General features: G+C 32.0%; 13 protein-coding genes. 8 read left to right on the top strand and 5 right to left on the bottom strand.

Annotated elements, in window-relative coordinates:
- Positions 1–18 precede the first annotated feature (18 nt).
- The gene (locus ABY285_RS01195; RefSeq protein ID WP_372766358.1) at positions 19–126 is read left to right on the top strand and encodes a PID-CTERM protein-sorting domain-containing protein; all 108 of its coding nucleotides are present in this window, start codon (positions 19–21) and stop codon (positions 124–126) included.
- 108 nt (positions 127–234) lie between these two features.
- Here ABY285_RS01195 and ABY285_RS01200 read toward each other — a convergent pair whose 3' ends face one another.
- Positions 235–705 carry a hypothetical protein gene (locus ABY285_RS01200; RefSeq protein ID WP_372766167.1) on the bottom strand — a complete coding sequence of 157 codons (471 nt, stop codon included), beginning with the start codon at positions 703–705 and terminating at the stop codon, positions 235–237.
- A 295-nt stretch (positions 706–1,000) separates the two neighbouring features.
- Positions 1,001–2,344, bottom strand: a complete 1,344-nt coding sequence (locus ABY285_RS01205) for a phosphoribosylamine--glycine ligase (protein WP_372766169.1) — start codon at positions 2,342–2,344, stop codon at positions 1,001–1,003.
- A 596-nt stretch (positions 2,345–2,940) separates the two neighbouring features.
- Between ABY285_RS01205 and ABY285_RS01210 the strand changes: the two genes are divergently transcribed.
- The 7 genes from ABY285_RS01210 (at position 2,941) to ABY285_RS01240 (ending at position 10,845) form a co-directional block, all read left to right on the top strand.
- Positions 2,941–3,321, top strand: a complete 381-nt coding sequence (locus ABY285_RS01210) for a hypothetical protein (RefSeq protein ID WP_372766171.1) — start codon at positions 2,941–2,943, stop codon at positions 3,319–3,321.
- 318 nt (positions 3,322–3,639) lie between these two features.
- A complete protein-coding gene (locus ABY285_RS01215; RefSeq protein ID WP_372766173.1) occupies positions 3,640–5,970 on the top strand; it encodes a PAS domain S-box protein in 2,331 nt (776 codons plus the stop codon).
- Positions 5,963–6,331 carry a response regulator transcription factor gene (locus ABY285_RS01220; protein WP_372766175.1) on the top strand — a complete coding sequence of 123 codons (369 nt, stop codon included), beginning with the start codon at positions 5,963–5,965 and terminating at the stop codon, positions 6,329–6,331. The genes ABY285_RS01215 and ABY285_RS01220 overlap by 8 nt, the downstream gene beginning before the upstream one ends.
- A gap of 22 nt (positions 6,332–6,353) precedes the next feature.
- Positions 6,354–7,457, top strand: coding sequence for a HEAT repeat domain-containing protein (locus ABY285_RS01225; RefSeq protein WP_372766177.1), 1,104 nt, complete (start codon positions 6,354–6,356; stop codon positions 7,455–7,457).
- 2 nt (positions 7,458–7,459) lie between these two features.
- Positions 7,460–8,899 carry a glycosyltransferase family 2 protein gene (locus ABY285_RS01230; RefSeq protein WP_372766179.1) on the top strand — a complete coding sequence of 480 codons (1,440 nt, stop codon included), beginning with the start codon at positions 7,460–7,462 and terminating at the stop codon, positions 8,897–8,899.
- Positions 8,900–9,092: 193 nt separating this feature from the next.
- The gene (locus tag ABY285_RS01235) at positions 9,093–10,355 is read left to right on the top strand and encodes a YaiO family outer membrane beta-barrel protein (protein WP_372766181.1); all 1,263 of its coding nucleotides are present in this window, start codon (positions 9,093–9,095) and stop codon (positions 10,353–10,355) included.
- A 7-nt stretch (positions 10,356–10,362) separates the two neighbouring features.
- Positions 10,363–10,845 (top strand): CYTH domain-containing protein, encoded by a 483-nt coding sequence (locus ABY285_RS01240; protein ID WP_372766183.1) that lies wholly within the window; start codon positions 10,363–10,365, stop codon positions 10,843–10,845.
- A 45-nt stretch (positions 10,846–10,890) separates the two neighbouring features.
- On the opposite strand, the gene ABY285_RS01245 is transcribed toward ABY285_RS01240, so the two are convergent.
- The 3 genes from ABY285_RS01245 to ABY285_RS01255 all read right to left on the bottom strand — a co-directional run bounded on the left by ABY285_RS01245 (position 10,891) and on the right by ABY285_RS01255 (position 13,150).
- Positions 10,891–12,000, bottom strand: coding sequence for a hypothetical protein (locus tag ABY285_RS01245; protein WP_372766185.1), 1,110 nt, complete (start codon positions 11,998–12,000; stop codon positions 10,891–10,893).
- A 7-nt stretch (positions 12,001–12,007) separates the two neighbouring features.
- Entirely contained in the window at positions 12,008–12,397 is a 390-nt protein-coding gene (locus tag ABY285_RS01250) for a diacylglycerol kinase (RefSeq protein ID WP_372766187.1), read from the bottom strand.
- 318 nt (positions 12,398–12,715) lie between these two features.
- Complete coding sequence (locus tag ABY285_RS01255; protein WP_372766189.1) at positions 12,716–13,150, bottom strand: hypothetical protein; 435 nt, start codon at positions 13,148–13,150, stop codon at positions 12,716–12,718.
- Between the last annotated feature and the right edge of the window lie 858 nt (positions 13,151–14,008).

Consider the following 14,008-nt stretch of genomic DNA (forward strand, 5'->3'; position numbering starts at 1 on the left):
ATTCCTCCGCCACCCGGATTGCCAATAGACGGCGGTATTTCTCTCTTGTTGATTGCAGGTGCGGCTTACGGCATTTATGCCATTAAGAAAAAAAATAATGTCGTTGTTAAAAGATTAAAAGGTTAAAGATGTTGTTTAACCGTTTAATTGTAGCCTTTTTCGCTTTTCGCTTTTGTCTTGCGGTCTTGCGGTCTTACCTTTAGCTTTTCGCTATTGCCTCTTGCCTTTTTCTTCTTATTGGGGGTTAGGGGGCTTTGGCTCATAAGTAAAAAGCCATTCCTTATCATCCCCATCGTTACTTTCTTTGATTAAATTAAACCCGTTTTTTTCATAAAAATATTTCAAGGGTTGTTCTTCAATGGTGAGCCAGTATTTTTGGTTTGGATCATGGTTTTTCAACAAAGTCAACCATCGTGATGCCAATTGCCGATTCCTATTGTGCTCGGGAACCCAAATAAAACCAATATACAAATAGCCTTCAGAAAATAAATGTTGAAGCGAATGCTCAAAGTCACTCATATCAGGAAGGCTTTTAGATAAAACGAGTCCGCCGGCAACCACTTCATGGCCTTCTTTTAGAATGTAAATTTTTGCAGAATCCTTGTAATTATCCCAATAGGGAACAATATGCACTTTCCAGTCATCGGGCAACATATTAAAAAACGCTTCCGGAGTATCGGTTGCATTGCTAAATTCTATATTCATGATTTTAAAAAGTTTTTAATTAATCAGTTTTGTAATAAGCAATCTATGTGCAGTAATCAATTTGCTGCCAATTTTAAACGAAAGGCTAGCGAGGTATTGCACAAATTTCTTTAGGATTGCTATTCACACATTGCGGTCTTTGCGTATTTTTTTAGCTGTCTTAGCGGTTAGTTTAATACCAATTGAATTTTTAAATGTTGAATTTTATATGACATTTGAATGTTGAATTGGTATAGGTTATTGAAATCCTATATTTCATAGTAACTTTTGGTTGCGAAAGCTCAAAGAACAACTATTATAAAAGCCCCCAGGACCATAGCTTGTCAGAATCTTCCAGCCAGCGGTCGCCAATATCGGTTCTGTAATAGCAGTTATTCACAATAAGATTGCCAATGCGGTTGTACATCGTTTTTTGGGCGTCTTTCATGGTTATTCCCGTTCCCGTAACCAGCAATGCAATACCTGTGTCGCCTGTAATGAGCCATTCCTCATGAATCTTTTTTAAATGCATGGGGTGAATGCCTTCTTTCATTTCCTTTTTGAAAATAACCACGGAATCTTTGGAAAACAGATTGAAGGTTTTTTTATCTTCATAGGGGAATGGAGGCACCACAACAAAAGCGCCTATTTGAAATCCTTTTTTTACATTAATGGTAAAACTTTCGCCTTTTGCTATTTTATAAAGCATATTTCCAAAAGGTTCGAGAATACCGGCACGTTGTATAAATATTTGGGGAAACCCAAAACGAGATGTAAATTCCAATGGGTAAATACCATTTCCGTTTACAATACAATTAATGTCAATATGCCCCCTAAAATTACTTTTGGCCAAAGTAGGCTCAAATTTCTTCAAAGTCGCTTCAAATATGGGGGAATGTTTCACCCAAAACATGCTGCTTCCCATTTCTCCGGTTGAAACCCCCAGTTCTTTTGGGAAAAGTTTCTTGTGTTCAAAAGTAACATTAAGCGGATAAATGAATGCGGTGCCATTAAAAAATGCGGATACTGAAATTTCAACGCCTTTAACCTTTCGTTGCAGTTGAAAAGTGCCAAAATCATTTCCCCATGATTTTTCATAAGCTTTTAAAACCCTCATAACGTCTAATCCTTCATCATCATTTCCTACAAAAAGCAGTTGTTTAAATTCTTGTGTTTCTCCGCTGGGTTTGATGACATAAGCATCCGGATTTTCCTGAACATATTTTATGGCATCCTGAAAATTCAAAAACTCTTTCCATGGCAAGGTCTTTACTTTATGTTTTTTAAGTTCGTCCTGCCCAAAATTACGGTCTAACTCTAAATTATCGGTATATTCTGAACCGCCAAATACCACCTTGCCGGCAGCCCGCAATTCTTTGCAAACTTTTCCATAGCCGGTATAGTCGAAAATAATGACATCAGCCCAATCCACATGTTTTTTCCAATCCAAAACTTTGGTTACAAAACCATAGCCTATTTCTCTGCAGGATTTCTCTTCAATATATAATTTTACGTCATTTCCCTCTAAAAGGGTGGCATAGGCAATATCCAAAGATTCACCCCAGCGTGAAATAAACAGGAAGTTTCTTTTAACAGTTGTTACTCCGTTTACTTTTAAATGGGATGCGCCTTCTTTCAACGGCTTAATTACTTTACTCATTTTTTAGGTAATTTTTTTTAATTTTTTTATCTGTGATTTTGAAGAATAATGTGATTAAAGCTTTTAAAAATTTAATTTCCCTGCACTAAATTTAATATTTTAGAAATTAGCAATAGCGGTAAAAAGCTCAATAAAGCACCTTCTTTCATGGAATAATAATTTTCTTATGAATACAATTCAACTTTAAAATAGGATTAAATACTAACTATTTTTAATAGCTTAGGCAGCATAGGAAAAAATAATAATAACTTTTGTAATGGCCAACATCACCCATATTTAAAGCTGTTAATTCTCACATAATGAAATGTTTTTAAGTACATTTTGGATAACAAATATAGACCAAAATTCAGAAATTGTGTAAAATTCATTTAAATTATTTCATCAGCCAATTTAATATGTTTTACCCCTTAAATAGTGCTTATATGAAGTGTGATATTGTATTTTTTTTTAAAAGAAAAGTGGAAAATCTATAAAAAGGCAATTATTTTTTTTGACAAAATATAACAGTGGAGTTTGGTATGGGCCGACAGTTTGTTTTTTATGGAATTAAATGTAAATTGTGAAAAATTTACCAAACTTTAAACTTTCATTCAAAAATGATCATTCTTCAAAAATCATTCAATAAAAATTTTCGAAATTTTTTTGGGCTATTGTTCGTGTTAATGCTGTTTCAAAGTTGTAAAGCTTATAAAAGCCCCACCAGTTTAGAGCAGGCTGCTAAAACTGAAGAAAAAGGATTTGTGAAAGTGACTATGGTGAATGGTGATGAGTATATTTATGAATCTATTGAGCTTGGCGATGGAATATATTACGGCGTAAAAACTCAATATAGTGAAAAATTAAAAACGGCACTTTTAAAAGAAGAGGTTTTGAAAGTTGAAAGACAAAATAAAAAGGCTTCCGGTATTTTTGGTTTTATGGGAATAACCGTTGGTGTAGCTTCTGTGATTTTGGGAATTCTGATGTTTGGCATTTAAACTGTCTGATTTTTAACATTTTATTTGTTCCTTTTCTCATTTAGGATGGTTGTTTTTATTTCGAAAACTGACTGAATTTTTTCGTATTTCCTGAGTAAAAAACCCTGCTGAAATTTTATTTGGCGGTTGTGTTTTTATCCTCATTTTGTTAAGAAATGATAACGTAAAGTACTTGTTAAAAAACTTCAAAATAGAAATCGCAAAATTCGGAATTCATTCGATTATTTAATTATATTTACAAAAACGGGAACACTTCTGTTCTACCAGAAATAAAAACAGGGATAAAAGAATAAATACATTTTTAAATATAATAGTATATTGAAAAAAAGTACTGAATTTGAAAAATTAACATTTTCTGAATTATTATTAAATAAGGTTAATTTAATAATTATTTCTTGTGATGAAAATGGACAGGTTACCTATGTTTCTCCGGCAGCTGAGAATATTATTGGCTATAAAGTCGATAGTCTGTTGGGAGAACGATGGTGGGATTTGACTTTTTTTTCAAAAGAAGAAGGACAGTTTTCTAAAAACAGAATTTTCGAAATAGTTTCTGGAAAAACAAAGGTAAATCCTAAGCCATATGACAGAAAACTGCTATGTAAAGATGGTAGTTTAAAATGGATTGAGTGGCGTGACTCATTTGGAGTTAATAATATCTTTGTTTCAGTGGGTGTTGATATTACGGAATGGAAAAAAACCGAAAAAATAAAAATACAATCCGAAACTATTTTAAATAGTGTGGATTCTATGTTAATGGTAAGTGACACAGAAGGGAATATAATTTACGCATCTCCTTCTGTAGAAAAAATGTTGGGTTATCGGGCAGATGAGGTTATGGGGGGTAAATGGTGGAAACTAACCTATGAAAATCGGCAAGAAGCCCTTCAGGTAAAAGAAGCCATCTATAACTACGTTTTTTTAAACAAAAAGGATTTTATCGATATTTCTAAAAGGAAAATTAAGACGGCGAATGGCGATTATAAATGGATTGAGTGGCAATTGTCAAAAGGAGATAACGGAACCTACATTTCAATTGGCACGGATATTACCCAAAGAATAGCGACGGAAATTGAATTAAAAAAAGCAAAGGAATTGGCCGAGCAATCCCTAAAAGTTAAGAATGAATTTTTGGCGAATATGAGCCACGAAATTAGAACGCCGCTAAATGCGGTCATTGGATTTACAGACTTATTGCTGGAATCTCAAATCACTGAGGAACAAAGATCGCATTTGGAAACCATGCGAAATTCGGGTGAAATCTTACTTTCCCTTATAAACAATGTGCTCGATCTTTCAAAGTTGGAATCCGATAAACTTAAAATTGAGGAAATTCCTTTCGACCTGCACAAGTCTTTCAACAACATTTTAAAATTAATGAAATTAAAGTCCGATGAGAAAGGAATTTCTCTAGACCTTAAAATTGAACCAAATACGCCAATTCAGGTTATTGGTGATCCTACCCGATTAGAACAGATTCTGCTGAACTTAATTGGCAATGCAGTTAAGTTTACCAATAAGGGTTCCGTACATATTAACGTAAAACAACTTAATGAAACAGCCGACACTTCAGAAATTTATTTTGAAGTTAGGGATACGGGTATTGGCATCCTTTCCAATAAAATAAATACGGTTTTTGGCGCATTTTCACAGGCAAAGAGTGATACTTCAAGAATTTACGGGGGTACGGGTTTAGGACTTACCATTGTTAAAAAATTGGTTGTGTTGCTAAATGGCGTGATAAAAGTTGAGAGTAAATTCGGTGAAGGAAGCGTTTTTAAAATAACGTTGCCCTTAAAAAAAGACTTGGAAAATATCAATTTAGAGGAAAAAGGAAAAGATATTTTCATGGAAGAACCTTTAGAGCTTTCTATTTTATTGGTGGAAGACAATAAAACAAACCAGTTGCTGGCAAAAACAAGGTTAGAACGTTGGAAATGCAAAGTTGATATTGCAAACAATGGTATTGAAGGGGTGAAAAAAGCACAACAAAAAATATATGACCTCATTTTAATGGACATTCAAATGCCTGTGATGGATGGCTATGAGGCCACCAAAATTATAAAAAATGACATATCAAAAAAAGCCGCAGGAATTCCTGTAATTGCCATGACGGCCTACGCAACTAATGCAGACATTAAACGGGCAAAAAATTCGGGGATGGATGACTATATTTTCAAACCTTTTAAGCCAAAAGAATTCTATGCCATATTGGAAAAGTACGGTAAACCTTCCAAAGAACGGAATTTAAAATATGCCGATGTTAATATTGGCGATACTGAAACAACAACAGAAAAAAAACATATAGATCTTAATTTTTTATATGAAGAAACGCAACATGAAAGCTCCATATTAATTTTGTTGATTGAATCATTTCTAAAAGATCTTGAAGAGTTTTTTGAAGTAGTGAATATAGAATATAAAAATAAAAATTGGAAGGTATTATATGAGGCAACCCATAAAATTAAACCGAGCATTACCATGTTTGGAATTTCAGAAATGGGACCAGTAATACATTTGTTGGCGCAAAAATTTAGGGAAGAGAAACAATTGGAGGATGTTGGAGAACTTCTTAATTCCTTCAAAGAGATATATAAATTTGTTAAAGATGAATTATTAATTGAATTAAAATTATTAAAAAATGAGTGATGCTAAAAAAATCGTTTTAGCGGAAGATAATTCTACGCTTTCATTATTGCTGAAGTTCAGGTTGGAAAAAGAAGGCTATAAGCTTTTAATCGCAGCTGACGGAAAGGAAGCCGTTGCGTTGATAGAACAACATGACCCAGAGTTAATTTTGACCGACATTATGATGCCTTTTATTAGTGGGTTAGAAGTAATAAGTCATGTGAGAAACAAGTTGAACCTGCAAACGCCCATCATCGTTTTTTCAGCAGCCGGCCAGGAAGAAATGGTGCTTAAAGCATTTGATTTAGGCGCTAGCGATTTTATGGGAAAACCTTTTAGTCCAAATGAATTGGTGATTCGCGTAAAAAGATTGTTGCGTTAAAATAACATGAGAACCTCAAATAATGAATAAATTTTTGTATTTAATAGAATATTTTAATGAAGAACCAATCATAATTCAAGTAGTATGGTTATTGAGTTGTGTTTTATTTGTAACCGCTATAGTTTTAATTCTTTATTTAAAAACACTTAGAAGTCATCTTAGAAAAAACGAAAAAAATATATCAAAATTTGAAAATGAATATGAGTCAAATCTTATAGCCTATTTATATTCAGGAAATGAAGAAGAGATGATTAGTAAAGAACAATTTGCAATCATCAGTAAAATGAAAACGGGTATATTAGATTCATTTAAAAGAAAAATTTTTGTTTCGGTTTTATTGAAATTAAAGAATGAAATATCTGGTGAAATGGAAGAATCTATCCAAAACCTCTACAATCAAACAAATCTTAAAAGCTATGCTGAAGCAAAATTAAATAGTAGAGATTGGTATGCTATTGCCAGTGGAATTAGAGAACTCACATTATTTCAGGTAAAAGAAGCGCATTCCAAAATTGTAAAATTCTCAAATCATCCAAGAAAAGAAGTTCGTAAAGAAGTACAATTATATTTAGTAAGTTTATTTAGTTTTGAAGGACTTAATTTCTTAAATGATTTAGAAACCTCTTTATCAGAGTGGGATCAAATTCAACTGCTGGAAGAATTGCAGAAGTTTGAAAACCAACAAATACCAGACATTACTTTATGGTTGAAGTCAAAAAATGAGTATGTTGTAATTTTTGCGTTGAAACTAGCCAAAATATACAATCAGTTTGAAATGAGTGAAGTGCTTCTAGATTTGTTAAATCATAAAAGTGAAAAAGTAAGACTTGAGTTAATTCCTGTATTAAGTCATTTATATGTTGTTGATGCCAAAGAAATTTTAAAAAACAACTTTAGCAAAAGCAGTATTGATGAGAAAATTGTTTTTTTTAAACTTTTAGAGAATTTGGCAGATGTAAATGATGAACCTTTTATACTTGAACATATTCATCATGAAAATTTTGAAATTAAATTTTCAGCATTGAAAATATTAAAAAATTGTAACATCAATACATTTAAGAGTTTAGAACTAGTTCCATCAGAATCTGAGTTTGTAAAAATAGTTAAATTTATAGAAAATAATTAATTATGAGTGCCATTGATAGTATATTACTAATATTCCATTATTTATTTATTGTCTACACTGTCGTAATAATAACTTTTTATATTTTGTTAGCAATAATTTCTATAGTTGAAACTGTTGAATATAAGAAAAAAAATAAATTTGTTAATTACAAAGAAATATTATCCTCAAATATTTCTCCTTCAATTTCTATTATTGCACCAGCTTATAATGAAAGTTTAAATATTATTGAAAATGTACGCTCATTGCTCTCCAATTATTACGCAAATTATGATGTGATTATAGTAAATGATGGAAGTACAGATGATAGTCTGGAAAAATTGATTGAAGCTTACAATTTAGTGAAAGTAAATTACCTAATAAATCAGCAAATTCCAACAAAACCAGTACGAGGAGGAGTTTATAAATCTAAAAACCCAGCATTTGAAAAACTCATAGTTGTAGACAAAGTAAATGGAGGGAAAGCAGATGCTTTAAATTTTGGAATAAATATAAGTACAAATAAATACATTGCGTGTATAGATGTAGATTGTTTATTGCTTGAAGACGCACTACAAAAAATGATAAAACCCTTTTTAGAATTAACAGAAACAACTGTAATTGCCACAGGTGGAGTTTTAAGAATTGCCAATGGCTGTACCATTAAAGGAGGTAAATTATTAGATGTAAATATGCCAAAATCAATGCTTGAAAGATCGCAAATTCTTGAATATATTAGATCGTTTTTATTAGGGAGAATGGCTTGGAGCAGGTTGAACGGTTTGATGGTAATTTCTGGTGCTTTTGGAATGTTTGATAAAAAAATCGCCATTGAAGTAGGAGGTTACGATACCAGTAGCGTAGGAGAAGATATGGAAATTATTGTAAGAATGAGAAGGTATATGGAAGAAGAAAAACGAAACTACAGAGTAGCATATATTCCAGATCCTTTATGCTGGACAGAAGCTCCCGATAATTATAAAATATTTATTTCCCAACGAAACAGATGGGCTAGAGGAACGATTGAAGTGCTAAGGAAACATAAAAAAATAGGAATGAATCCTAAATACAAATCTTTAGGGCTTCTTAGTTTTCCATATTGGTTTATATTTGAAAGAATGGCCCCAATCATAGAAGTTATTGGGATTATTTATTTATGCATTCTTATAGCCTTTAAAGAATTAAGGTGGGATTATGCATTTGTATTTTTCCTCGCCGCTTATTTATTTACGGTTGTTTTTTCTTTAGTTGCAATTATTTCTGAAGAAAAAACATACCATCAATATAAAAAGAAAGGAACTGGTCTTAAGTTAATTACAACAATTTTATTAGAACCTTTTATCATTCATCCATTTGTATTATACGCAGCAATCAAAGGAAATTTTGATTATTTTTTTAATAAAGATGCAAAATGGGGAGAAATGAAGAGAAAGGGTCTTACTGAAATTGAAAATATAAGTGATTAATTTAATTAAAAAAGTAAATATAAATAGGAGGCTAAGCATTTAAAAATAAATTAGAAAATACGGATATGATTTTTAAACTCCCTAAAGTTTTTTGATAAATGAATAATATGGAAAGAACAAATAAACGAATGGGTAGTATATTGATAATACATCCAGAGAATCAAAATTACAGAACCTATTAATAATCTTGAGAATGATGTTATCAAAATCTAAATTTTTATCATTATTAGTGTTTTTATCAGTTTTTCAAATTTATGCTCAGCAAAAGGTTTTTACCAGTGATCCTGATAAAGCATTTGAAAAAGCGCGCGAACTGGCGTTTAATGAACAACGTAAACAAGCGCAGGATTCCTTATTGTTTATTTTAACCAAATACCCCGATTATCATGACATTCGCTCATTTTTGGCAAGTACGTACTCTTGGGATGGAGCATACAAAAAAGCAAGAGCTGAGTTTTCCTATATTTTAGAAAAAGACAAACAAAGAAAAACTGATTGGATTGCCGCCATAAATAATGAGTTATGGGCAGAAGCACCATTTGTCGCATTGGAAATGGCAAATGATGGCTTAAAATATTTTCCTTCGGATGGGGAAATACTATATTTGAAAGCATCTGCACAGGAAAAATCAAATAATCCTGAAGAGGCATTACAAACATTACAGCTTGTTTTGGACCAAAATCCGAAGGACCAAAAAGCGATAGATTACAAAAAGAAGTTGACAAATACGCTGAGCTATAACGCCATCGGTATTAAATCATCAGTAGATATCTATTCAGAAACTTTTGACCCAATGCAGTATTATTCGTTTAATTATAGTCGAAAAACGAAATACGGAAGTATTATTGGAAAGATGAATTTCAGCAGGAGGTTTAATGATAATGGCCTTCAATTTGAAGTAGATATGTATCCAAAAATAACAAAAGGACTTTATGCGTATGTAAATCTTGGATTTTCAAACTCTTACCTTTATCCGGATGTAAGATATGGCGCAGAATTGTATAAGTCGTTGCCAAAAAGTTTTGAGGTTTCTTTGGGTTTCAGAGCCTTAAAATATGAATCAACAACAACTATTTATACAGGTTCTGTTGGTTGGTACACTGGAAACAGTTATTGGAATTTTCGACCTTATTTAACGCCCAGAGATTCCGGAACCAGCAAATCGGGCGTATTAAATTACAGAAAATATAGAAGTGATGCCGACAATTATTTTAGTGTTTCAATAGGAATGGGTTTTTCTCCTGAATTTGAAAGATTTAGTTTGGGAGGAAATGAAGAGACCATCATAGATTTACAGTCCCAAAAATTTAATTTGGGCTATTATTTTACGTCTGCAAACAAACAAAATGCTTGGGGAACGTTGTTGGGCGTTACGCATCAGGAAATTAGTTTCAACCCGGGAAATTACTTTTGGATTTATTCCATCGGACTCAATTGGGAACTGAAATTCAGATAAGTATAAAATGACCAAGGAAATAGAACGAAAATTTTTGGTGACAGGTGATTTTAAAAAACAAGCTGTAAAAAGCTATAAAATTGCACAAGGCTATTTATCGACAGTGCCCGAAAGAACGGTGCGCGTTAGAATACGCGATCATCAAGGCTTTATAACCATAAAAGGAATAAGTAATGCCTCCGGAACAACCCGTTTTGAGTGGGAAATGGAAATTCCCGTTAATGAAGCTGAAAATTTATTGTTGCTTTGTGAACCAAAAATCATTGAAAAAATAAGGCATATTATCCCCGCCAATGACAACCTGTATTTTGAAGTTGATGAATTTTTTGGAGAGAACAAAGGACTGATTATTTCCGAAATTGAACTTCCCAATGAAAATACAGAATTTACCAAACCAAGCTGGCTGGGCAAGGAAGTAACAGGGCAATTAAAATACTACAATGCCAGTTTGGCTGCAATGCCATTTAGTAAATGGTTGGCGAAATTATAATATAAAATGTATAATAGTCAAGAATTCTTATCCAGTTAAACTTACTTAATAATGAGCAACAATAAATTTTGAAATCGGGTCAGTTGTCAGGAATCCATGTAAAAGAATTGGTTTTTCCTTTGAATTAATTAAAGCTTTTAAGGCATCCAAATCCTTTTGATTAAAAGTTGAAGCAAGCGGATAATGAACATAATTCATAGGGTAATCCGTAAAAATTTTTTCTTCTTTTGCAATCCAAGGTTGGTTATCTACCACATTATTATCAAGTAGTGAAATGACTGTTTTAAAATAGTCGTTAAGAACAAACATCGTGAACTCATCATCGGTTGGGTAGGGCGTTAAATAAATGCCTTCTTCTAACTTAAAATAATCGCCTCTTTCCCAGTTAGGTTGGTCTTCCATTGTGCGGGTAGTTATATTTTTATCTAAGCTGGTTTTAACCCCATATTTTTTAGCGGCCGATTTAAAAATATTGATCCTGTCGCGCCCAAGATAACAATGCACATAATAAAGCCCTTTCTCATTTTCAATAAATTCCTTAGCAGCTTGCAGCGTTTTTTCATTTCCTGAAATCCATGGCATCATAGGCATATTAATTAACTTGATGCCATATTTTACAGCAATTTCATTTTCGTCTTTCATCAAAGCGGGTTCCGCCGGAATGACCATTTCATGCAACAATGAAATGATACCGTCGTACCCCTGTTCCTTAAGGGATTTTATCATTTCTTCATTAGGATAGGCACCATAAACAAATGCTAGCTGGTCTTTGTTTTTTTGTTGGTGATTTTCTATATTTTGTATGGGATCTCCTCCTGAATAGCTGATTAGCCATTGAGGATTGAAACTAAAAATATATACTGAAGTGAGCAAAATCAGTGTTAATATTCCTGGTATAAACCATTTTACAGCCTTGCTTTTTGATCTTTTTATCAACCAATGGAGTAGAAGTGCCAGTAAAAAAGCAACAATAACATAAAGAATGATAATAATTTTCCCAATTATATTTTCTTTAGACATTTCCATTTCCGTTGAGCGCGCGTATTCAGCAAGCCATTTTGAAGGTCCGGCCAATAATACCCATAATCCCAAAGGGAAACCAATGCACAACCAAAGATATAAGAATAAGATTATTGACTGAATTTTGTTTTTCATAGTTATATTAATTTAAAAGATAGATTACTTTTGGGAGAAATATGATTAAACCTACAATTGCTGCTGCAAAAGCGGCGATAAGCACACCGGTAGCGGCAAGATCTTTTGATTTTCCAATTCTATCGCGTTTTTCAAGTGAAACTTCATCCGCTAAAAACTCAATGGAAGAATTAAAGGCTTCCGCAGAAAAAACAAATCCGGAAACAATAAACAGCATTGACCATTCTTCATTTGAAATTTGAAAGAAAAATCCTGCTATTACCGCAATAATTAAAGAAAAAAGATGAATTCTGGAATTGTGTTCAAAACGAAATAACCAAACGAATCCTTTAAATGCATAGCCAAAACTCTCTATTCTTTTTTTAAAGGAGAATTGTTCGTCAATTTTATTGTCCATAGTTAAAATCGTTTTTGTTAAAAAGATAACTTATTTGATAAAAGGAATAAATATACACAAAAAAAATTATGATTTTAGCCAAAGACTAAGTGTTTAAATTTATGAAAATAATTTTTTTTACCTCTTAAATTCCACATAATCAAACAAGGCATTATTGTTTTGAGTTGGTATATGATCGCCAATAAAGGTTAAATTTTCTGCACTGCAAAAAATATAAAAAGGAATTGATTTGCCATACTCAAGATTTAATCTGTATAATTCAGTATTGTTAATATACCAAACTGCTTGGTATTTATTATTTACAATGATTAGTTCAATTTATAAAGTATACCATTGATTTCTTCTTATTTTAATAAACTCAGATTTATTTGGATTCCCTTGTGAATTTGTATATAAAATTAAGTCGTCAACTTTAGCATTTAGTTTTTGGCGAACAAGTGCTTTTCCATAACCAATTTCAAAGTCTAATTCATGTGAATCATTAAAATAGAGAAATGCGCCAATACTTGCCATATCTCCAGTGCCCATTTCGGGAATAAAAACCCGCCAAGAATATTTTCCGTTAGTGTAAGTTTCTACTGTCCTTATTTTTGGTCTATCCCAAGTATTAGCTCTTGTAAAAATATTTAATACACCATCCTTTGTAGTGTAATTAATAACACCATTCAAGTTTTGGAAAGCATCAACCCACCCATAAAAGTCATCGAAGTTTAAACATATATTAAAAGTTGTATATTCTATTTGTTCTCCCAATTCAGTAACATTGTTATTGGATGAGCATCCAAAAAGTTGAAGTACCAAAATAGCAAGCCCAAAAGATTTTTGTAAATATTTTACATTAAATGTTGTGTTTATTTTTTTTTATACTCACTATAATATTCATTCCTAACACCGTAAGTTGATTATCATTAATTTATCAAAAATAGTTTTTTTAATTGTAATAAAGTAAACACTTATTTCCTTTAATATTGACAAATTGTGGGGTTTTCCATTGCGCTTTTCAATTTTATATTAACTTTAATCCCATTGGGCAGATTTGTAATCCGTGTTTTCACAAGACTTTTTACTGTATAATTAAAGAAAAAATTAAGTTTGTGAAAAGTGAATATGTTGATCTAAAACATATAATATTTTATACATCTTAAGTCGAGGCTCGGTTTATAAATCGGAGCTATAAATTAAGAAATGTTGCAATTACTAAAATTATTTTGCTTTTTTCAGTATCTCATATTCGTTTCTTCGTTTTTTTTCTATGGGAAGACTTACGTTCCTTAGGGGTTAAATTTCCAGATATTGTCGATTTAGAATTAAAAACATCAAGGTTTTATCACTATAAAAGGAATAAGTAATGCTTCAGGAACTACCCGTTTTGAATGGGAAAAGGAAATTCCCTTATAGGAAGCCGAAAATTTATTGCTGCTTTGTGAACCAGCAATTATAGAAAAAATAAGGTGCATTATTCCTGCAAATGACAAGTTGTATTTTGAAGTTGATGAATTTTTGGCGAAAATAACGGATTGTTAATCGCCGAAATGGAACTCCCCAACGAAAACACAAAATTCACAAAACCAAATTTGCTAGGCGAGGAAGTTACCGGTCAAATAAAATACT

The sequence above is a fragment of the Lutibacter sp. genome (assembly GCF_041555395.1).
Taxonomy (GTDB): domain Bacteria; phylum Bacteroidota; class Bacteroidia; order Flavobacteriales; family Flavobacteriaceae; genus Lutibacter.